Source organism: Akkermansia sp. N21116 (assembly GCF_029854705.2).
Taxonomy (GTDB): domain Bacteria; phylum Verrucomicrobiota; class Verrucomicrobiia; order Verrucomicrobiales; family Akkermansiaceae; genus Akkermansia.
On record NZ_CP139035.1, the window covers coordinates 3,022,668 to 3,044,287 of the forward strand.

Below are 21,620 nucleotides of genomic sequence, written 5' to 3' on the forward strand. Positions count from 1 at the left end.
AGCGTACCAAGAATGATATCGCGAATGATTATTAAGAGTTTCATCTGTTTATAAACAAATCTTGTTTTCCCATCCTCTTTGCCTGTTTTGGAGAAATTACAGCAAAGCTAGAAGCTCTTTTCTTAAATCGAGATAGTCTGCCACCTCGTCTTAACCACAATTCAACCTTTTCAGGATCGAACCTATATATTTGTGCTTCACTTGTTCCAATGTTCTGATGTGAGCACCCATCTTTCACCCATCTTTCGATTGTTTTTTCAGAGACGGTATATAAATTCGCCAGTTCGCTTTTTGTAAGCAATCGCTTAGGTCTATGCGTTGTACTTCCAACCGATGCCGCTTCTGGCGAAGAAGGCGTATCTTCTTCAAGAGCCTTGCTCAGTATTTCCGCAATATTTGTTACTGCTGAAAGTAGATTTTCCATAAGTTCCTTATTCATAATCCCAGCCCAGTTTTTTGAGTTCTTCAATTACAGGTTCGTCAATCATAGTGACTCGATTTTCTCTTTATAAATGTCCATTGGATCACGTGGATCTTCCATAGACGACAGATTATCAATACACGCTTGAAGCTCTTTGAGGCGTTCACGTGCTTCTTGCTCGCACATGGGTATATCTGTTACTTCATCCCATATGGTCCGTGTTTTTGGATTTGTGGAATAATATGATCCACTAAATGGCTCTATTGTCTTCATTGCTTTAATTATTTTAATAGTTGCTATATAATGCGTGTGGATAGTTATGGATTTCACTTAAAGAACCCCCTATAGGGTAAGTTGAATATTCCCTTTCAGATGTATTTTGTGGATTGCTCCACTTGCCGGTAATTTCTTCATCAGTTAATTTGTGACCGCAATCTTTGCATATGCAGTAACCACCTACGCCGTAGCTATCCCATTCAGTCCGTCCACCGCATTTTGGGCATATAGGGTTCATACGGTTCCCTCCCTGTTTAGCTTTATGCCAGGATCAACACCTTCGCATTTGCCCTTAGCGACCCCATCAGCTACCATCGTAGCATGATTGACCCTGTAAAATCTTTCCTTGAGCTCTTGAAGCTCGCACCAGCTTACCTTGTAGCCCTTCTTGCAGCCTGTTCGGCAATAATGTTTCTTCCCGAAAAATGGATCCAGATCCTTGGAGTCCATCAACTTAAAGAAAATCACGGCACCGTGATTGGAGCTGCTATTATTGTACTTCTCGCCATTCTCATATTCGTAACCCTTCCTGTATGGATAAAGGGAACGATAGGCAGACTTGCATTCGAAAAACGCATGCAATATCGCCTGCAAATCCTCACTGAAGACGAGAAACAGATTTTGAGGTTCTACATACTCCAACACACGAGAACAAACCATCTCCGCCCCTGTGATCGCATCGTCAAGGGACTTGAAGCCGATGGCATCATCATCTGTGATGGGGATGGCTACATCACTGACGCACTTCCCTACAAGATCTCTCACTTCGCTTGGAAATACATCAATCGTCATCGCTCGCTTTTGGGGGAATCCACAATAGCCAGAACGGATGTTGGGCATCACGACTTTCGCGATCTTATCTAGTATCTTCATTCGGCTTTCTTCGGGTTCGGGGTTTTCTGATTCAGTTGGTTTTTGAGAAGAGGCACCCCCAGTTGTACGGAAAGCCTCAAAAGTGCCGAGTACGGCACGCCCGTTGCCTTGGACAAGGCCCTGAGTTCCTCGTCGTCTTCCTGAAGGAGACGAACCTGTATTGATTGTGATAACGTTGCCATGCTTTTCATTGTGCTGTTTTCCAGTTCGTTGTCAATCTACTTTTGTACTGTTTATCAGTACAGATTTCATTTTCCCTTGTACTGTAAGACATTACAGTATATCTTTTTTGCATGCGCCCTATCGACAAAGAGAACACCGCGACAATCTCGCTCCAGATTCGATTTACAAAAAAACAAATTGAAGAGATCGACGAAACAGCCGAGCAATTTGAAATGAGCCGCTCGGAAATCATCCGCCTCTCCTGTTCTTCCGGCTTGGTAGCACTCAAAAAACTTACTCCGGAAGGGCTTAAAAAAGCCGTTTCCAGATTGCTGACAGAAGAGTAGATCATACAGTCTTCTATTGGTTTTCCGTTACGCCTATCACTTTTCCGGTTTCGTCTCCGTATAGCTCACACGCGGAGTAATCGGGTGATACTTCGGCAGCGTCCTCAACTTCTTGAGCAGCTCCCGGCTTCCCGTGCGTTGCCCCTTGAGCACCAAACGCAAATGCGTCGTACTCACATCGACGGCCCGCGCCGCGCGTGAAATCGTATAGCCGCGCCCGGCTAAATATTCTGGTGTTAGCGTCATGATTTTCTTCCCTTTCTCATTCGTTTTATGTAGTTTCTCAGATTGCGTGACGGTCACACCGTGCCAATGGAGAACCGTTACAAAGAAAAGCTATACAGGGAAAACTCTAACATGCAAGAAAAAGATTCAAGAAAAGCTGTATTTGTTTCTCGTTTTTTAGGTTTATTGAAAGACAACTCTCTTACTCAGAGCGAGTTATCTAAAATAGTAAAAATTTCACAAGCTACAATTTCGGCGTACAGTCTCGGAAAAACTACCCCAAAATCAGAGGAACTATGCCGAATTGCTTCATATTTCGGTGTCTCCATGGACTACCTCTGGGGTGTCTCTGATATCCCCATCCAAGCTACCGACACAGCAAACATTCAGGAATCCGAATGGCAGCAGAGAGCTCAAACAGCAGAACAGAAGCTCAAACACCTCAAAAGCCTTCTCGCCGACGTTGGCTCTGACATCGAATCTCTCGGCGGCACCGTCGGCAAACTCCTCAAATTCATCTCCGAATAATCATGACCATAAAAGAAGCTATTGCACTTGTATTCAAATTGAAGAACCAATCGTCTCTTCATGTGAATGAAATTACAGAATACATTAAATCAAATATTGATGAGTATAAAGACCAGGAATCTACGGATATCCAAAAAAGGGTGAATGCATTTCTTGCTGCCAGCGTCAAAAGCAAAACAAACAAAATCTACAAAAAAACGATCAACCCCAAAACTGGACGTCCCAAAAAAGGAGTCTATTCTATTGCTCCTCCTAAAAAGATAAAATCCTCAATCCGCCCAGACAAAAACTCACAAACTGCTCTCCCTCTATTTCCTGCACAGCAACAGCCTCAAGCATCATCCTTCAATGAAACAGGGATAACGGCAAATACCGGAAAACTATATTTCGGCAAAGCAGGAGAATTTGCAGTAGTCAGCGAATTATTATTCAGAGGCTACAGTGCCAGCATCATGTCCGTTGATGAAGGAATTGACATCACAGCTTCAAAAAATGACAAATTCTTTTTCATCCAAGTAAAGACAACCCTGTTTGCTGACAACAAAATATCCGTCACAATAAAGCCAAACAACTTTGTCAACAACACAAATACAAATATTTTTTACACCATTGTTTTCAGATACCTGACAAACAGCGCTTACATCAATCGCTACATAATTTTAAGTTCCATTGATTTAGAACGACTCATCAGAAAAGGCGCCATCAGTTATCCAAACGGTAATGTATCCATTAAAATCAGAATGAATAACGGGAAACTCGAATTCTACAACGGAAACATCACCGAAGAAGTTGATTACTATTATTTAGACAACTTCGACATGATCAAATAACGATATAATTTTCTGAATAAATCTTATTAAAAAAATATTCGACCCAAAAAATAAATAATGGAACATTCTAAACAAATTGCAGTAAATCGTCTTTATCTTGATGTCCGGAATCCACGTATTCCATATGAAAAAAATATGCATGAGAACAAACTAATAGATACTCTAATTGCAGACGATCCTAAAGATTTTTTAGAAACGATGCAACGCATCCAGCGGGAAGGATATATTCCATCAAAACCAATTGTTGCACTTAAAGTCGGAAGACGTTTTAAAGTCATGGATGGAAATCGACGAACAGCAATTATGAAGTTATTATTAGGCTATGTTGATGTTAAAAAATTGAAAAATATTTCTCCATCAATACGAGAAACCATACAAAAAACAAGTGAAATCTGGAAAGATAAGAATAAAAAAATTCCTCTTTGCGAAGCATCGTCAGAAAAAGACATACAAGCAATAGCCTTTATTCAGATGGAGCATGTTAAAAATGCTCCAGGATCAGGCAAGGACTGGGGTATTCTCATGAGACATCGATATGATAATCCAAATAGTCCTTATATTGTATTAATCGACAATTTTCTTAATTATTGCAAACAGAAAATATCTGTTGAGCTTTTTCACAAATGGACAACAGATTATCCCCTAACATTGTTACAGGAAACCCTGAAAAGAGGTCAACTGGAATCTGTCCTTAATCTGAACATAGATGAGCTGAGTAAACTGTATCCTCATAATCTTGATGTAGATCTAGTTGATAACATAACAAAGCTGCTCATGAAATTAGGGAAAGCAGATGATAAGGATTATCTTACATACTCAGATGTCCGCGATGGATCATTCCCGGGAAAGCTCACAACTGAGTATCACCTCTACCCTGTTGAAGATGTAGATAAGCAGGAAAGGTTAAGCAAGATGAATTTTGAACAACAAATTCGGAATTCATCTGAAAATCAAAATCCTTCATCTCCATCTACCGATCAAACTTCTCCTCGCAAATCTAATAATAAAAAAATAAACCTTATTCCAGAATGCATAGATAATATAAAAAAATCTTGTTGTAAATCTGAATGCTATAAATCAATCAGATGTATTGAAGAACTCAGTAAAATTACAAAAAAGAATTCTTTTCTCCCTAATGCATCAGCTTTCCTACTCCGATGTATATTAGAATATGCAGTCAAACACGCAATACGAACAATGGGACTTGAACTATATCCACTTGGAAAATTAAAAAATTATTGTAGAGAATTGTATCGCAGAGATTTTTTCAAAAAACAATTCCCTCAAACCCATGAATTTTTGAATCGTGTAGCTAATACAGAAAACTCTGGATCTGCCCGTGATCAACTCAATAATTTTGTTCATTGTGATAGTTGGCAACCAAGCCAGGAAGACATCACAACTTTGATCGAGAATATAACTCCCCATCTAGTCACTCTTTTTGAGTCCGTCACACCACAGGCACAAGCTCCAAGCACGGAGTCGCCGGCATCTTCACCTTGTTCCCAAGAATAAAAACTTCTTTGCCCATGACTTTAGTGCGTGCGCTATACTGTAAATTGAATATGAACTGACGAAATCCTGCATAAAGATCGCGAATCGCTTCTTCAGTATCATACGATACAATCCAATGTTCATTGGATAATACCTCTTTGATCACTTGAGCTACATTGGCATGATCATTGTGTCCATAGGAATTTAAGTACAATTGCTGTCCCTTATGGTAATATGGAGGATCGCAATAGACAAAGCACTTTCCTTGTGACATCAAAGGAATACGTTGGATAAAATTGATCGCATCTTCATGGTAAAGCAAGATACGATCTGAAAATGATGCATAGGATCGGGCTAATTTCGCCAATCTCTCCCGATAAAATCGAGCATCCATTTTATAATTACCTTTCTGTTCAAGTCCGCCAATAACCCCACCACTGATTACTCCAGAAAAATTCGTACGATTTAAATAAAAAAAAGCAAACCCTACATCTTCGCGAGAATAATTCTCAAACCTTTGTATTATGGTTCTCATCTTTTTCCACTCATCAACATTCAAAACAGCGGAATCGATCCGATGAGCAAATCTTTCTGGATCATCTCTGAGAGATTCCCAAAACATCAATAGTTGAGGACACTTGTCATTGAGATGGACTCTAGCTACCTTTCCAGAAAATAAAAGTTCCATAGCAACTCCTGCTCCGCCCGCATAGGGTTCTACATAATCACAACCTTCCAAACCATTCTCCGCAATCAACGACGCCACAAATGGGGCTAATCTCTGCTTTCCTCCCGGATAACGTAACAGGGTTTTTATATTGCGGCCTACCATATTTTTCCTATGTATCCTACACACATCTACCTCCATAAGTCAAATGTATCATGGAGAAATTGGTTCTAGGATTTGGAAGACACAAAAAAGCGACCGGGGTGGCCTGCTAAGCAGGCGGCGAGTATCGCGCAGAATGCGTGACTGCGTAAACAGAAACAGGTCAGCCCTCCCTCCGAGAGATCACTTGACAAGAGTACAGAAAACTTGTACGTTTTATTCATGACCCCATTATCCCTTTCATACAGTGAAGCCCGGCAGCATCTGGCCGATACCATCAAAACCTGCGTTGACGATTCCGTGCCCGTCATCATCAAATCGCGGCAGCGAGAAGTAGTCATGATCCCCCGTGAAGAATACGACTCGTGGATGGAAACCATCCACCAGCTAGACACCCCGTCCAACATACGCCACCTGGACCAGTCCCTCGAAGAAAAACGTCGTGGGGAAACCATCATCATGACAGCGGACGACCTCATGAACTTCATGAACACCCCTGGAGCATGAAACTTGAATTCTCCAAAACAGCCCTGTCAGATCTCGCCTTTTGGAAAAAGGCAGATCGCAAGGCTGCGCAGAAAGTAACCGCCCTATTGTTGGAAATACTTGAAACTCCCTATGCTGGCAAAGGCAAACCCGAGCAGCTTGTCGGCAACCTCTCCGGTTACTGGTCCCGTCGCATCAACACCAAAGACCGCATCATCTATTCCGTAGACGAAGAAACGGCAACCATCTTCATCCGCTCCCTCCGCAAACACTACGAATAGCCCTCCCCCCTAGAACTGCACCCGCTTGGCAGATTCCAGACTTTAATCCAAGTTTCAATTCACGTACCGAGTAGGGTGAAGCAAAAGCAGGATTATAAACTACTCCGCTTGTTATATGCTTCTGCATCACCTGATAATAAAAAGCCCCTGTTCCCAGGGGCTATAAGTCATTCTTAATATATAAATATATACATAACCCTAGTAAAAAAAATCATTCTTTTTTATCTTCTTTTCTCACAACGTCTTTAATATTTCTTTTGACTGCTCTTATTATATTTTTATAATCGGAATCTTTCTTTTGCATTCCTTTCAAAAAAATAGAAACCTTTTGAATATTCAATCTTTCTTTTTCTTCAGGAGTTTTTTCAGATTGGATATTTTGGATAATTTCATCAGACATACTATAAAGATAGTTAGTATTCATAATTCTTGTCACATACTTATTTCATTCACTAGGAACAGGTTCTCCATTAATGTAAAAAATCATTCTATCAGAAACAGGTTCAAAAACATGTTCTGCAAAATTTTCCACTAATTCTAATTCATATTCATCCAAATCACGTACCTTATGAAATAGTTCTTTCGCCTCATCTCTATCAATGACAAAACCATGATCGGGGTAACCCGTTACCAAACGGGATAAACAATCTTTTTTCAAATTTTTACTATTTTTTTCAAGCCGTTCACCATACTTACTAGCTATTCTTAAATATCTTTCGTATTCTCCTAGCCTTAATGGGTTAATTTGCTCACTGATTGGAGATATAATAGATTTTGTAATATTTACAGCGATTTCAGATGCTTTACTATACGATATACCTTTTCCTTTCAAATCAAAAGATATTTTATTAAAAATAGATAATGCTTGTTCTTGAAGTTGTTGAATAGATTCCTTAACAACAAGACCAGACTCGCGAGATGCTATATCATCTTCACGTAAAACCTGAACATCAAGAGGGCCCAATTCCCCCACATCAGATACAACAACTTCATTAGATCCACACACACATAGAGTTCCAGCACTTTTGCATGGACCTATAATTAGGCTTGATGAAGAAGAATAATTATTTTGAATTAATCTTGCAACTCTGTATGCAACATCTAGCGATCCGCCATAAGTAACCAAAATAAACAATAATTTTTCATTCTTGCTTTTCCGCCAAGTAAATTGTTCTCTGACTTTTATATACGAAAAATAAGACATATCCCCATTCAGGAGAAATACATCGCATTTTTTTTCATGAGCTATTTTATTAGCTACTTCTACAATTTTCATTTTCTTAGGAGCGGCCATAGAATTCACTCTCTTCATAGACCCAATAGTATAATTTGCAAGTCAATTCCGTAATATTACTCAATATTAATACGTTATAGAGACATCCGTTTCTACCACATTCAACTCAAATCCTCCAATACTCCGCCGCCAGCACCTTCGACATCGTAGCCCTGTCATGTGCCTACTGCAACTATGGCATGATTTGCCAGTACCTTTCAGCCGCTTCCCTGTACACCCGCGCCCTGTAATGCCTCAACGTAACGTCATCAGTATCATGTCCAAGCTGTGTTCTAAGGTGATTGATATCGTTCGTAACAGCGAGAAGGTACGATGCGTATGAATGCCGGCAAATGTTCTCAAGTCCTTTTCCCACGATCCCAGCTTGTTTCCTGCACTTCTTCCAGTCGTTTTCCCAATTCACAGGCAGGAACCCTCCCGTCCTCTTCGAGGGTGGAACTTTCTCCATCCAGGCTTTCAACGTATCATTGACCTCGACAAGTCTGAATGATCCAGTCTTTGACGTTTTCCCGTTAATCCTAATAACTCTATGCTCATCAAGATCAACATCATCCCATCTTAACCTCCGAAGCTCAGATAGCCGGATACCTGAAAACAGCAGCAAGGCAACAGGCAATTGAGTCTTTTTGTAAGACATCATCCTTTCTGCCTGTTCGGGAGTAACGACGCATATATCCCTAGAGACCGTCTTCTTTTTTGAAAGAGCCTCTGCCGGGTTGCGCTCTATGAACATCATACGTGCTGCATAGGAAAAAAAACCAGATGCGACTCCCAACGCCTCATTGAACATAGAGTCTGTTCTGGTGTCCTTTGTGATAATGTCAGACAATTCAACTGAGGATATAGATCCAATCTGCCGCTTCATTACCTTTGCAAGGATCTTTTCGAGCCTGTTGATTTTCTCAAAAACGTATCTGCTCAATCCGGCCTTGCTGTCCACAAATAGAGTCCAGACATCTTCCAGCGGTGTTTCTGTCTTATAAACTGCGTTCGTGCGTATCCAGGCTCTGGCAGCATCACTTAGGGACGTTCCATATGGAGCAAGTAACGACATGGCCGCCATTGCGTCCTGTATCTGCGCTGCGTTCAAAGATTGTGACGATTCCCCCTCTTTTGAGATCTTATTGAGGAAATCCTTTCGCCACTCTGAAGCTTTTTTCTTCGACTCAAAGCGCAGAGTCATTCTTTTCCCGGTAGAAGAGTAACGAGCTGGAACGAATATCCTGAAATAGGAACCATCCTTATGAACAGTCAATGAGGGTAAGGGCATGATTTTGGCTCAATTTGGCTCAACTCATTGTCTAGATTTGTCCGATTTTGTCTATCAAAAACATTTTTACGAGCCTCTTACAACAACACTTAATAGACTATTTTTTAGTTAGTTATGTTATGGCGGCCACGACGAGAATCGAACTCATATCTACCCTTTAGGAGAGGGTCGTTCTATCCATTGAACTACGGGGCCGTTAACGGGGCAAGAGTATAGAGAATTGACGAAGGGGAGACAAGCGGGATTTTGCAGCATGGCAGATGTAATTCATAAGATCTGATGGTGAGTCCCTTGTAGGAAAAGACTTTTCCTGTTTTCCTTCCTTTCCTGAATTCCATACCGAATCCCGGTAGGGAATCCTGCCCGGCCGAGACAAAAAACGAGAGCCGCCCCCCGATCAAGGGAGCGGCTCCGAGAGTCAAATTCCGGTATTGGTTTGACTGGAGGGGATGATTACATCATGCCGCCCATGCCACCCATTCCGCCCATGTCGGGAGCGCCGCCACCGCAGCTGCACTTCTTCTCGGGAAGGTCAGCGATGAGGCATTCCGTGGTAAGCAGGAGGCCGGAGATGGAGGCAGCATGCTGAAGAGCGGAGCGGGTCACCTTGGTCGGGTCGACGACACCGGCGGCAAGCAGATCTTCATACTTGTCAGTCACGACGTTGTAACCCATGTTCGCCTGGTCCATCTTCTTGACGTTGGCAACGATAAGAGCGCCTTCGCGGCCGGCATTGGAAGCAAGCTGGCGAAGCGGTGCTTCGATAGCACGATACACAATCTGGGCACCGGTCGCTTCGTCACCTTCGAGCGTCAGTTTTTCAATCGCGCTTTGGGCACGGATGAGGGCAACGCCGCCGCCGGGAACAATACCTTCTTCCACGGCTGCGCGGGTAGCATGCAGAGCATCGTCCACACGGGCCTTCTTTTCCTTCATTTCGGTTTCGGTAGCGGCACCCACATGGATGACGGCTACGCCGCCGGCCAGTTTGGCAAGGCGTTCCTGAAGTTTTTCGCGGTCGTAATCGGAGGTTGTATCTTCGATCTGACGGCGAATCTGGGACACACGAGCGGAGATGGCTTCGGAAGAACCGCTGCCTTCCACAATCACGGTGTCATCCTTGGAGACAACGATGCGCTTGGCCTGTCCGAGATCTTCGAGTCCGACATTTTCCAGCTTGAGACCGAGGTCTTCGGTGATGCACTTGCCACCGGTAAGGATGGCGATGTCTTCAAGCATGGCCTTGCGGCGGTCGCCGAAGCCGGGAGCCTTGACAGCGCAGATATTGAGGACGCCGCGGAGGCGGTTCACAACGAGAGTTGCGAGGGCTTCGCCTTCAATGTCTTCGGCAATGACGAGGAACGGACGGCCGGTCTTGGCAACCTTTTCCAGAAGAGGAAGGAAATCCTTGAGGTTGGTGATCTTCTTCTCATGGATGAGAATGTAGGGATTTTCCAAAATGGCTTCCATCGTTTCCGCATTGGTCACGAAATAGGGAGACAGGTACCCCTTGTCGAACTGCATGCCTTCCACCACGTCAAGCGTGGTTTCGATGCCTTTGGCTTCTTCTACAGTGATCGTGCCGTCCTTGCCGACCTTGTCCATGGCTTCGGCGATAATCTGGCCGATTTCAGCGTCCCAGTTAGCGGAAACGGTAGCGACCTGGGCAACTTCCTTGGCGGAATCGACAGGCTTGCTGATCACCTTGAGTTCTTCCACGATGGCATCGGCAGCTTTCATGATGCCGCGCTGCAGGGAGATCGGGTTGGCTCCGGCAGTCACGTTGCGGAGACCTTCGCGGTAGATGCTTTCGGCAAGCACGGTCGCAGTCGTCGTTCCGTCGCCGGCGATGTCGTTGGTCTTGGAGGAAACTTCGCGAACAAGCTGAGCGCCCATGTTTTCATAGGGATCTTCCAGTTCGATTTCCTTGGCCACGGTAACACCGTCCTTGGTAATCATGGGAGAGCCAAACTTCTTGTCGATCACGACATTGCGTCCGGCAGGCCCGAGCGTGCTCTTGACAGCCTTGGCGATTTTTTCCACGCCGCGAAGAAGGGACTGGCGTGCGGGTTCTTCAAATTCAATTTGTTTAGCCATAATAATGTGTCTTGGTAATTGTTAAATAAGTGTCCTGGATTTCAGGGAAAATGTTTTAGCCGATGATGCCGAGAATATCGGTTTCGGAGATGATCACATAATCAACGCCATCAATCTTGACGTCCGTGCCACCGTAACGGGAGGTCAGAACGCGGTCGCCAACTTTGACAGTGAATTCGATCAGCTTACCCTGGTCATCACGACCGCCGGTACCTACGGCGATCACTTCTGCTTCCTGGGGCTTTTCCTTGGCAGTGTCCGGCAGGAAAAGACCGCCAGCCGTTTTCTGTTCAGCTTCGATGCGTTTGATAAGAACGCGCTGTCCGAGTGGTTTGATTGTAGCCATATGTTTTAGTTATTATGTATGTTGGTTTGTTCTACCGTTTTGTAGAAATGCGTCTTGTTATTCAAGAATCGGAGGTCCGCACGGAATGTCCATTTCCCGGACATCCCGTGCAGACGATGAGGGTTATTTGTCGTCGTCAACGATTTCAGCGTCGACAACACGGCCTTTAGCCTTGCGGGGCTCGCCGGAGTCTTCCGGAGCATCGGCAGGAGAGGCTCCCGGCATGGGGCCGGCACCTGCACCCTGAGCAGCCTGGGCGGCACGGTTAAGATCTTCGAGCTTGCGTTCGAGAGCTTCCTTGGCGCTCTTGGCGGCGTCCACATCCTTCTTCTCAACAGCTTCGCGGAGAGTCTTGATGCGGGCTTCCAGATCGCTCTTGAGGTCGGCGGGCACCTTGTCTCCAAGGTCCTTGAGCTGACGTTCCACGGAGAAGGCGAGGGAATCGGCCTGGTTGATGACTTCGATGTTTTCGGCACGCTTCTTGTCTTCTTCGGCGTGGGCTTCGGCATCACGTTTGGCACGTTCGATTTCATCCTTGGAAAGGCCGCTGGATCCCTGGATGGAGATCTGCTGTTCCTTGCCCGTCCCCTTGTCCTTGGCGGACACGTGGAGAATGCCGTTGGCATCGATATCGAACGTCACTTCGATCTGGGGCACTCCACGCGGAGCGGGGGCAATGCCATCAAGCTTGAAGTTGCCCAAAAGCTTATTGTCTTCGAACATCTTGCGTTCACCCTGGCAGATACGGATGTCCACAGCAGGCTGGTTGTCGGCCGCCGTCGAGAACACCTGGCTCTTGCGAACCGGGATGGTCGTGTTGCGGTCGATCATCGGCGTTGCGATACCGCCCATCGTTTCGATGGAAAGCGTCAGAGGAGTCACGTCGAGCAGAAGGACGTCATTCACGTCTCCCTGGAGAACACCGCCCTGAATGGCGGCGCCGACCGCGACGACTTCGTCCGGATTCACCCCCTTGTGAGGTTCCTTACCTGCGAGGCGGTGAGCCATTTCCTGAACGGCCGGCATACGGGTCATGCCACCGACGAGCACGAGTTCATTGATGTCGGACTTGGAAATACCGGCTTCCTGAATAGCTCCTTCGGTAGGGCGCTTCGTGCGATCCAGCAGATTTTCTGTAAGCTGTTCGAGCTTGCTGCGGGTCAGCGTCAGCTGGATGTGCTTCGGTCCCGTGGCATCGGCCGTAATGAACGGCAGGCTGATATCGTAGGACTGGGTGGACGAAAGGGCAATCTTGGCCTTTTCGGCTTCTTCCTTAATACGCTGGATAGCGTCGGCCTGCTTGGAAATATCCATGCCGTTGGCAGCCTGGAACTCGTCCAGTATCCACTTGACGATGGCATTATCCCAGTCATCGCCGCCAAGGTGGGTATCACCGTCGGAAGCCATTACTTCGAATACACCGTCGCCGATGTCAAGGACGGACACGTCGAAAGTGCCGCCGCCGAGGTCATAGACGGCAATCTTTTCATTGCTCTTCTTGTCGAGTCCGTAGGCCAACGCGGCAGCCGTCGGTTCATTAATGATACGGCGTACTTTCAGGCCGGCGATTTCACCGGCGGCTTTCGTCGCATTACGCTGGGCGTCGTTGAAGTAGGCTGGCACGGTGATCACGGCTTCCGTAATCGTTTCGCCAAGCTTGGCTTCAGCGTCGGACTTCAGTTTACCGAGCACCATCGCTCCGATTTCCTGGGGAGAAAATACCTTCTTCTCTCCGGCAATTTCCACTTCGATGTGGGCATCGCCATTAGGGGCTTCAACGATAGCGTAAGGAACGTTTTTGTCTTCCGCGCTCAGTTCGCTGAACTTGCGCCCGATCAAGCGCTTGGCCGAGAAAATCGTGTTTCTGGGGTTAGTGACAGCCTGGCGTTTGGCTGCCTGGCCGACGATGCGTTCGCCGCTCTTGGTGAACGCGACGATGGAAGGAGTCGTACGGGCTCCTTCGCTGTTTTCAAGGACGGTCGCCTGACCGCCTTCCATGACGGCCATACAGGAGTTGGTCGTCCCAAGGTCAATACCGAGAATCTTGCTCATAATTGTTTTATTCCTCTCTTGATTTTATTTGTTAGTAGATCATGGATGCTCCCCCTCCGGAAGCAATCCTCACTTGTTTCGATACTTTCTTTAGTGCAAATGTCGTGCCAATTTTTCGACACAGGACTTCAAATACATATAACCATCTTACTATCAACAATATTTTAATTGGAAAAACAAAACACTCTACAATTGATATCTCCTATTCCTAGTTGGAATACCCACAATAAGTGTGACATTTTAACCCACCTAGGACATTTCGTCACACTCATATGTGACAGAATGCTCCACCGTCAGACGCCTCATCCACTCGTCGTACTGGATGAGATTGAGACGACCGTCCGATTCCTCAATAATAGCCGTCATGGACTCGACCCAGTCTCCGCAGTTCATGTAATGGATATTGCCGATCCATTTGTCTGCGCCATGGTGGATGTGTCCGGCAATCATGCCGTCGCAGCGGCTCCTTCTTGCCATGTTTTCGAGCTGTTTCTCATAATCTCCGATAAAGTTGACAGCACTTTTAACCTTCTGTTTGATGGCTTTGGAAACGGAATAATATTCCTTGCCGCGCCATGCACGGAACCTGTTATAAAAACGGTTGATCCACAGAAGAACATCGTATCCCAGGGAACCGAGGAGAGCCAGCCACCGGAAATGGGAGCATACGTTGTCAAACCCGTCCCCATGAATACATAAATAAGTCCTTCCGCTGCGCGTCGTATGGACGTATTCGCCAGCCAGACGAAGCTTGCCCAACGTCATAGGCATGAACTTCTCCATCACCTCGTCGTGGTTCCCGCGGAGATAGACAATCTCAGTCTGTTCCCGGTCCATTTTCCTCAACAAGGCACGAACGAGCCTGCCGTGCTTGTTGCGCCAAACGGACCCGCGAGACAAGGCCCATGCATCAATGATGTCTCCGACCAATACGATCTTGTCTGCCCGGATATGTTTCAGGAACCTCCGGCATTCATCCGCTTTACAATCCTTGGTTCCGAGATGGATATCGGAAAGAAACACCGTCCGGCACGTATGCACGGCATCCCGGGGAGCCCGACCGGAACCGCGTATTTCCGGTTGCAGAAGACACAGACGGAGCAGTTGTTCCACTTCTCCATGAATTCGTCGGGAATCCATGGGAAACGTCATTTCCCGGGCATTCCGCCGCATGGAATCATCCGTTCCCGCAGAACCGGCCAGAGCGTCCAGTATCTTCATACAGGAGTAATCGTCATCGGGCTCAAAACAATGCACAGGCGAGGCATCGCCTTCGTTCATACTATCTGCACAATCCCCCGTACAGGGACAAACAACAGGAGTCCCGCTGCTCAAAGCCTCGCGGAAAGTTTGTCCAGAAACACAGGACGGATCCGTACATAACAACACGTCTATGGAAGCAAACACCCGAGACTTGGCATCCCGGGATTTCACAGGATGGATCACGACATCCGGAAATTCATCCCTGATTGCCGGCAGGAGCCTTCCCTCCCCAGCTACAACCAGGGCAACACGGGGCCCCCAATGGAGCTTTAAACGCCGGAAACGTTCCAACATGGCATAACACCGGGCATCAGGCTCGAACCTGCCAGCCATCCCGAAAACGACCGTATTCGCAGAAATTCCCCAGGATGTCCGCAGGGTGTCATCCCTGCGTCCCGGATGGAACATCCGCCTGTCCACCCCCTGATCGAGAAGCGATACACGGGAAATCTCCAAAGAGCTCAGCAAGGCCGCAAACGACTCATCCTGAATAATGACGTGCAACCCATGATGGTTGATCTCGGCTACTTCCGCAGCCAGCCTGTCGAATGTCTCTTCTCCGTCCAGCCATGCCCTAAGATCCAGCACTACCGGGATTTCCAGGCTGCGTGCCAAGCGCACGGGAGACGAGGTAATTGTCCGCGTAAGCGCCAGATAGACAATATCCGGTCTTTTCTTGCTCCAGCGAGATTTAAAATCCACGCCTGACACATCATCGTCCGGGTCGGCAACAAACGCCAACTCACTTTCCACCAGCTTGCAACCCGTATCCACGTCCCGGGAGGACACCCGGTGCCCCCTCAGTTTAAACGAATCAACCAACTGCCGGAAAACCACGGCAGAGCCACATGTCGAAGACGAACCAACATCCGTCAGAAAATCAATTCTCATGTACCGCCAGTCTAGACGGCACCCCTCTCACAGCAACGGAAAGAGGGTGGCAAAATCGTCACTCTCCTCCAGCCGGAGACAACATCATGCATCTTCCCGGGACATCTCCGGAAACGACAGAGGAATATTCTCCTTCTTCTCCATGCCTTCCGGCAGAGAATGCGGTTCCGTTACCTGTCCGGGAAGACCTGCCTTCGCCAAAGTCGCGCCAAACAGGCGTTCCACATACTTAGCCAGCATATCCACTTCAACGTCCACAGGATCCCCCACAGACATCGCCTGCAAATTAGTTCGATCGAACGTATGGGGGGTAATCCAGAATTCAAGTCGGTTCCTTCCATTGATATTGGCAATCGTCAACGAGATTCCGTCAATCGTGATTGATCCCTTATCGATGCAATAGCGCATGTACTCCATGGGAATCTCCACCTCAAGGCGGTGATCCTGCCCAACGGGTTCCAAAGCCGTCACCCGTCCGCAGGCATCCACATGCCCCATGACAAAATGCCCGCCCAAGCGGTCGGAAGCCCGCATGGCGCGTTCCAAATTAACCGTGCCGCCCTCCTTCAAAAAGCCGAGGCTGGTTACCTTCAAAGTTTGGGACAAAAGGTCAAAGCTCACCCAGTGTCCATCCAGAGCATCCACCGTCAGGCAGCAACCATTGACGGCCACGGAATCTCCAAGGCTCAACTCCCCGGAAAAAGGGATATCCAGCGTCAACCTGGCCCCACCCGCTATGGGAAGGATACGGTTGACTCTGCCGGTTGTTTCAACAAGTCCAGTAAACATGGTTTCTTATTCTATTCAATGTCCGAAGCAGGTGTAGAACACATACACGACCGCCGTCGGGAAAATGGCAAACACAAACAGCCAAAGAGGATTGATCCCCTTGAAATACTTGCCGAGGATCGCCTGCCCGGCCGGATTCGGAGCATTTGCAATTACCGTCAAGCCGCCCCCCGTCACAGCACCGGCCACCACGGCATATTTAACGCCCTCGCTCAGGTTCGGCACCGTCGAGGCCAGGAAAGTCACGGCGGCATTGTCATTGAAAGCCGTCAACATAGTCGCCCCCAGCATGACGTCGTCCGCATTCAGCCCCATCAGCACGGGCTGCAGCCACCAAGCCTGTACGCCACCAAGAATCACAAGGCCGGCCAGGAAGAAGGCCACCATCATCGGCACCTTGATCGTCATATTGTTCTGGAACTGGGGAGTTGCCAGCGTAAAGCCCATATAGAACAGGAAACCGCCGATGAACAACACTGGAACATGCGAAAAATACACCGTCCATGCCAGGAAAAGCACATGTGCCACCGTCACCCAGACCGGGATACTGTCCTTGCGATCCTCCCAGGCCAGGGGAATGGCATCTCCAAACTCGGAAGCGGCTTCGCTCTCTGCGGTCAAACGCCGGAATTCCTTCCGGAACGCCATATAATACACGATATTGGAAATGATAATGGCCGCCACGGCCTTCCATCCGAAATGAATCACCATGTGGGACATCCCCCAGCCCCATTTTTCGGCCACCATCACTACGGGAGGAGCAGCGAAGGAAGACAGTGTCCCGCCAATGGAAATATTCACGAATAAAAGCGCCAGCGTCGCATACATCAGAGGACGGCTCGGCTTAAGGTCGTAAAAGCGTTTGGCCAGCAAAAGAGCTCCAATCGTCATCGCGGCAGGTTCCGTAATCAGGGACCCGAGTAGAGGAGCCAGGCACATGACAGACAGCCACCAGGCAGCCGGAGTCGCCCCGCCAAGCCTCGCCCCCATGTGAAGAACGGATTCCGCCAAACGAAACACCGGACGGGAGGAAGCAATGATCATAACGACCATCACGAACAACGGCTCCGTAAACGAGCAATCGTAATTCAAATACAGCTTGAAATCTTCAAAACTGTAGTAATTGTTACAGACGATCAGAAACGGGATGATCCACAAACCGAATACCGCCTCCACTTCACCTAAAAAGTGGAACACGACGGACAGGAACGACACGGGGGGGCGCTCCTCCGGATGCATCACCCGGTACCCGGACTTCTGAAGTTTGGCCTTGTGCCTCTGGGCCAGACGATGGGAAATCCGTTCAAATTTGGCAGCCATGAACGTATGGATAATCGCCCCAAGGAAAACCAGGGTCACAGCCAGATTGAAGGGATCCTTCTGGACGCGGAACACAAGCTGGTCCCACACCCCCGAAATACCTGCCGCCTTTTCCTCCTGTTCATAAACGCTCAAAGGTACGGGGAAATGGCTGAACTGGGGTTTCACCCCTTCGTCCTCAGCATGGTACGCGGGCGTCACCGAATGCGAACCGGCAGCGGCTGCATCCTGCGGAGCTACTGCGACCATGCCGGAAAACACCATAATCAACAGGCATAGCAAACGCAGGAATCTCTTTCTGAAGCAATCTTCAATCATGGTTCTGGCGGGAAGATACAGCGATGAAAAAGGCTTGCCCAGCAAAATCGGCGTCCTCCTTCCGGGAATCGGATTCGAGAAAGAGACTTGGTTCCCTAAGATTTTGCCGGAGTTTCCGGAGAAACCGTCTCTTTCCGCATCCCATCCCAAACGGGGAAGTAGTAGTAGGCAGTCATATCCGGTTCGGGAGAAAGGCGGTAATGCCACCATTCCGGTTCGTAATTGACGAATCCTCTCCTTGCCATGGCTTGCTTGAGAAGCTGGCGGTTCTTTTGCCGGGCAGGAGTCACAAGCTTGGTATCCGTTGCCGAGGTCGGATCCAGAAAGTCATGGTGCCCTCCCATATCGACAGGCTTGCGGGATCCGCGCTTCACCAGTGTAATATCCACGGCAACGCCACGGGAATGCTCCGAACAATCGCGGATGTACTTGTCCTCAAAAATCTGTTTCTTCTCAATACCGGGATAGAATTTCCGTTTCATCTTCTGGTCGGACAGATCCCTGCCCCAGTTATTGATGTCGATCATCGCAATATGGGGGCGGTAGGCATCGTAAATCAGCAACTGGTATCCTTGAGACCATAAATCGTCGGAAACCTGCTTCAACGCTTCCGCCGCCTGCGTCCGTAGAATGGGTCTTTTTCCCCGGTAGCCAGCCATCGGCCTCCCAATGAAATTATCGTTTCCAGCGTATTTCAGATCGGCAAGAACGCGGGGAGCCACTTCATCGACATAGGTAAAGCCATGGGGCATAACCGGCGAATTCGGCTGCTCCAAAGAAGGCTGAACGGGAGAAGAAGATGTAGTACATCCCGCCATCCCCAGCGTCAGAAAAGCAAAGGACAGGCAGGCAAGGCATTTCAAATTATGGGAGATCATATACTGTCGACAGTTATAAAAACGGGAATGAGCGGCAATCGCCCATTCCCGGTATGGAAAAAGATGAGATTCCGGATCAGGACTCCGTCATTTCTAGGAATCCTCTAATCTTGTTCAGACGAATGGGGTGACGGAGCTTACGGAGAGCCTTGGCCTCAATCTGGCGGATACGTTCGCGCGTCACATTGAACTGGCGTCCGACTTCTTCCAGCGTACGGGGACTGCCATCGCGGAGGCCAAAACGTTGTTCGATCACTTCGCGTTCGCGTTCGGTCAAGGTATCCAGCACGTCCTTGATCTTCTCTTTCAGGAAAGAGAACGATGCCTCTTCCATCGGGTTTTCAGCCGCCTTGTCTTCGATGAAGTCGCCGAAGGAGGTATCGTCGGAATCACCGACCGGAGCCTGCAGAGAAATAGGCTGCTGAGCCATTTTGAGGACGGAACGAACCCGTTCGACCGGCAGGTTGATTTCTTCCGCAATTTCCTCGGGGGAGGGTTCACGGCCGAATTCCTGCACCAACTGCTTCTGCACGCGCATCAGCTTGTTGATCGTTTCAATCATGTGGACGGGAATACGGATCGTACGGGCCTGGTCGGCAATCGAACGCGTAATCGCCTGGCGAATCCACCACGTCGCATACGTGGAAAACTTATAGCCACGGCGGTATTCGAACTTTTCCACGGCCTTCATGAGCCCCATGTTGCCTTCCTGAATCAAGTCCAGGAACGAAAGACCGCGGTTCGTGTACTTCTTGGCAATGGAGATAACAAGGCGGAGGTTGGCTTCCACCATTTCATCCTTGGCCCGGCGGGCTTCACGAATCCATTTGCGAAGTTCCTTGTAGGCAACTCCCATTTCTTCATGCGTCATCCACATCCGCATTTCATATTCCAGAAGCTTTTCCTGAACAGCGGATTTTTCATCCGGAGTTTCTGTCGGGGAATCAATCTTCTTGACGGCACGAACCACGCTTTCCTTGGCTTCGTCGATCATTGTACAAAAATCTTCAATGATCTTGTGCTTGAAATACAGGCGACCATACAGTTTCACCAGCGAGGAGTGAATTTTCTGAAACTCGGCTTCACGCGCCTTCGTTGTCTTGCCGGACTTACGCGTCTGATGAAGCTTCTTATAAGCGACTTCGGCGTCGGCATGTGCCTGTACGATCTGATTGCACAGATGGGGCAAAGCTTTCATGTAGCGGTCGCGGGAATCGATCTTCTTGTCGAGAATCACGCGATCGAAGCGTTCTTCCCCTTCATTCAGGTGGAAAGCCACTTTCAGATAAGCTCTGGCAATGAAGCCGAACTTATGGGCACAGCGCTGAACATTCTGTTCGGCGGTTTCGATACGCTTGGAGATTTCAACTTCCTGCTCGCGGGTCAGCAGGGGAACCTGCCCCATCTGCTTGAGGTACATGCGGACGGGATCGTCCAGAATGTCCATTTTGGCTTCCAGCTTTTCCTCCTCGTCCTCTTCCTCGGTATCGCGAATGCGGATGCGATCCGTATAAGTATCTACTTCGGAGGCATCAATGATATCGAATGCCATGCTACGCAGGCGTTCCATGATGCTCTCGTAATCCTGGGGATCGACGATGTCGTTGGGAAGAGCGTCATTGATGTCGTCGAAAGTCAGGTAGCCTTGCTCCTTGGCAAGTTTGATCAAATCACGGATCTTTTCCTGAATTTCCGGAGCATCGATCGGGCTGTTCACCTTGCGGCGGGCAGCGCGGGCACGATCCTCCTCGAGGAGTTCACTGATCTTTTTAATGCGTTCCCCTTCTTTTTGAGCAGCAGTCTTTTCCTCGGAAGTCTTGGATGACTTGGACGCAGATTTCTTAGCCGCCGGCTGCTTGACCGGGGCCTGTTTCGTTTCGGCATCCGGAGAGGATTTGGCAGCCTTGGCAGGTTTTACGACCGGCTTAGCGGCTGGCTTGGCTGGAGCTTTGCCCGTCGCTTTGGCTGGAGCTTTTTTGGCAGGAGTTTTTTCCGCAGCAGGTTGTTTAGCCGGGGCTGAAGAAGCGGCGGGAGCCTTGGTTGCAGCTTTCTTTTTAGGAGCAGCCGGCTTGGATGCCGGAGCGGATTTGGAGGATTTGGCGGATTTGTCAGCCTTCCCGGAAGCCGGGTTTGCCGATTTGGTCGTTGGAGATACCTTCGGTTCACCGGGTTTTACCGGTGTCTTTTTGACAGCAGGGGCTTTAGCCCCGGTGCCGGAGGCTGCCTTGGAGGCAGTTTTTTTGGCATCAGCCTTGGACGCGGAAGAAGATTTGACCTTCTTGGCGGAAGAATCCTTGGCTGAAGACGAAGACGATGAATCACCGGATTTGGACATAAGAAAAAATTCTGG

22 protein-coding genes and 1 tRNA gene are annotated in these 21,620 nt (G+C 48.1%); 6 read left to right on the forward strand and 17 right to left on the reverse strand.

Annotation, left to right across the window (positions count from 1 at the left end; translation table 11 throughout):
- Window positions 1-40: 40 nt before the first annotated feature.
- The 3 genes from QET93_RS11435 to QET93_RS11445 all read right to left on the reverse strand — a co-directional run bounded on the left by QET93_RS11435 (window position 41) and on the right by QET93_RS11445 (window position 1,752).
- On the reverse strand, window positions 41-439 hold the full coding sequence (locus tag QET93_RS11435; RefSeq protein ID WP_280132346.1) for a hypothetical protein: 399 nt from the start codon (window positions 437-439) through the stop codon (window positions 41-43).
- 492 nt (window positions 440-931) lie between these two features.
- Window positions 932-1,570: a hypothetical protein gene (locus QET93_RS11440; protein WP_280132344.1), complete on the reverse strand. Its 639-nt coding sequence runs from the start codon at window positions 1,568-1,570 to the stop codon at window positions 932-934.
- Window positions 1,567-1,752, reverse strand: coding sequence for a ribbon-helix-helix domain-containing protein (locus tag QET93_RS11445; RefSeq protein ID WP_280132343.1), 186 nt, complete (start codon window positions 1,750-1,752; stop codon window positions 1,567-1,569). Before QET93_RS11445 ends, QET93_RS11440 begins: the two co-directional genes overlap by 4 nt.
- Window positions 1,753-1,863: 111 nt before the next feature.
- Here QET93_RS11445 and QET93_RS11450 point away from each other — a divergent pair, with 111 nt between their 5' ends.
- Window positions 1,864-2,079: a ribbon-helix-helix protein, CopG family gene (locus QET93_RS11450; protein WP_280132342.1), complete on the forward strand. Its 216-nt coding sequence runs from the start codon at window positions 1,864-1,866 to the stop codon at window positions 2,077-2,079.
- Between the two features lie 36 nt (window positions 2,080-2,115).
- Here QET93_RS11450 and QET93_RS11455 read toward each other — a convergent pair whose 3' ends face one another.
- A complete protein-coding gene (locus QET93_RS11455) occupies window positions 2,116-2,325 on the reverse strand; it encodes a hypothetical protein (RefSeq protein ID WP_280126402.1) in 210 nt (69 codons plus the stop codon).
- Between the two features lie 111 nt (window positions 2,326-2,436).
- Here QET93_RS11455 and QET93_RS11460 point away from each other — a divergent pair, with 111 nt between their 5' ends.
- Genes QET93_RS11460 through QET93_RS11470 form a run of 3 tightly spaced genes read left to right on the forward strand, consistent with a single transcriptional unit; the run spans window position 2,437 to window position 5,177 of the window.
- Window positions 2,437-2,832 carry a helix-turn-helix transcriptional regulator gene (locus QET93_RS11460; RefSeq protein ID WP_322189996.1) on the forward strand — a complete coding sequence of 132 codons (396 nt, stop codon included), beginning with the start codon at window positions 2,437-2,439 and terminating at the stop codon, window positions 2,830-2,832.
- A 2-nt stretch (window positions 2,833-2,834) separates the two neighbouring features.
- Window positions 2,835-3,662 carry a hypothetical protein gene (locus QET93_RS11465; protein WP_280132340.1) on the forward strand — a complete coding sequence of 276 codons (828 nt, stop codon included), beginning with the start codon at window positions 2,835-2,837 and terminating at the stop codon, window positions 3,660-3,662.
- 57 nt (window positions 3,663-3,719) lie between these two features.
- Window positions 3,720-5,177, forward strand: coding sequence for a hypothetical protein (locus QET93_RS11470; protein ID WP_280132339.1), 1,458 nt, complete (start codon window positions 3,720-3,722; stop codon window positions 5,175-5,177).
- Here the strand turns inward: QET93_RS11470 and QET93_RS11475 are convergent.
- The gene (locus tag QET93_RS11475) at window positions 5,113-5,988 is read right to left on the reverse strand and encodes a DNA adenine methylase (RefSeq protein WP_280132338.1); all 876 of its coding nucleotides are present in this window, start codon (window positions 5,986-5,988) and stop codon (window positions 5,113-5,115) included. The two genes, QET93_RS11470 and QET93_RS11475, sit on opposite strands and share 65 nt — an antisense overlap.
- Window positions 5,989-6,207: 219 nt before the next feature.
- Here QET93_RS11475 and QET93_RS11480 point away from each other — a divergent pair, with 219 nt between their 5' ends.
- Both QET93_RS11480 and QET93_RS11485 read left to right on the forward strand, forming a co-directional pair.
- On the forward strand, window positions 6,208-6,492 hold the full coding sequence (locus QET93_RS11480) for a type II toxin-antitoxin system prevent-host-death family antitoxin (RefSeq protein WP_280126396.1): 285 nt from the start codon (window positions 6,208-6,210) through the stop codon (window positions 6,490-6,492).
- Window positions 6,489-6,752, forward strand: coding sequence for a Txe/YoeB family addiction module toxin (locus QET93_RS11485; RefSeq protein WP_280126395.1), 264 nt, complete (start codon window positions 6,489-6,491; stop codon window positions 6,750-6,752). The genes QET93_RS11480 and QET93_RS11485 overlap by 4 nt, the downstream gene beginning before the upstream one ends.
- 211 nt (window positions 6,753-6,963) lie before the next feature.
- Here QET93_RS11485 and QET93_RS11490 read toward each other — a convergent pair whose 3' ends face one another.
- From QET93_RS11490 to rpoD, 12 genes are all read right to left on the reverse strand, one after another.
- A complete protein-coding gene (locus tag QET93_RS11490; RefSeq protein ID WP_280132337.1) occupies window positions 6,964-7,152 on the reverse strand; it encodes a hypothetical protein in 189 nt (62 codons plus the stop codon).
- Window positions 7,153-7,197: 45 nt separating this feature from the next.
- Complete coding sequence (locus QET93_RS11495; RefSeq protein ID WP_280132336.1) at window positions 7,198-8,046, reverse strand: hypothetical protein; 849 nt, start codon at window positions 8,044-8,046, stop codon at window positions 7,198-7,200.
- A 172-nt stretch (window positions 8,047-8,218) separates the two neighbouring features.
- On the reverse strand, window positions 8,219-9,229 hold the full coding sequence (locus tag QET93_RS11500) for a tyrosine-type recombinase/integrase (protein ID WP_322189997.1): 1,011 nt from the start codon (window positions 9,227-9,229) through the stop codon (window positions 8,219-8,221).
- Between the two features lie 207 nt (window positions 9,230-9,436).
- Window positions 9,437-9,511: transfer RNA gene (locus QET93_RS11505), tRNA-Arg, on the reverse strand.
- A 258-nt stretch (window positions 9,512-9,769) separates the two neighbouring features.
- Window positions 9,770-11,416, reverse strand: coding sequence for a chaperonin GroEL (gene groL / locus QET93_RS11510; protein WP_280127512.1), 1,647 nt, complete (start codon window positions 11,414-11,416; stop codon window positions 9,770-9,772).
- A 52-nt stretch (window positions 11,417-11,468) separates the two neighbouring features.
- Window positions 11,469-11,759 (reverse strand): co-chaperone GroES, encoded by a 291-nt coding sequence (gene groES / locus QET93_RS11515; protein WP_280127230.1) that lies wholly within the window; start codon window positions 11,757-11,759, stop codon window positions 11,469-11,471.
- Between the two features lie 123 nt (window positions 11,760-11,882).
- Window positions 11,883-13,811, reverse strand: a complete 1,929-nt coding sequence (dnaK, locus tag QET93_RS11520; protein WP_280127231.1) for a molecular chaperone DnaK — start codon at window positions 13,809-13,811, stop codon at window positions 11,883-11,885.
- Between the two features lie 249 nt (window positions 13,812-14,060).
- Window positions 14,061-15,965, reverse strand: coding sequence for a metallophosphoesterase (locus tag QET93_RS11525; RefSeq protein ID WP_280132334.1), 1,905 nt, complete (start codon window positions 15,963-15,965; stop codon window positions 14,061-14,063).
- A gap of 84 nt (window positions 15,966-16,049) precedes the next feature.
- Complete coding sequence (locus QET93_RS11530; protein WP_280132333.1) at window positions 16,050-16,754, reverse strand: riboflavin synthase; 705 nt, start codon at window positions 16,752-16,754, stop codon at window positions 16,050-16,052.
- Between the two features lie 15 nt (window positions 16,755-16,769).
- Window positions 16,770-18,392, reverse strand: coding sequence for a putative Na+/H+ antiporter (locus QET93_RS11535; protein WP_280127234.1), 1,623 nt, complete (start codon window positions 18,390-18,392; stop codon window positions 16,770-16,772).
- 95 nt (window positions 18,393-18,487) lie between these two features.
- Complete coding sequence (locus QET93_RS11540; RefSeq protein ID WP_280132332.1) at window positions 18,488-19,270, reverse strand: M15 family metallopeptidase; 783 nt, start codon at window positions 19,268-19,270, stop codon at window positions 18,488-18,490.
- A 76-nt stretch (window positions 19,271-19,346) separates the two neighbouring features.
- Entirely contained in the window at window positions 19,347-21,605 is a 2,259-nt protein-coding gene (gene rpoD / locus QET93_RS11545; protein WP_322189999.1) for an RNA polymerase sigma factor RpoD, read from the reverse strand.
- Window positions 21,606-21,620 lie beyond the last annotated feature (15 nt).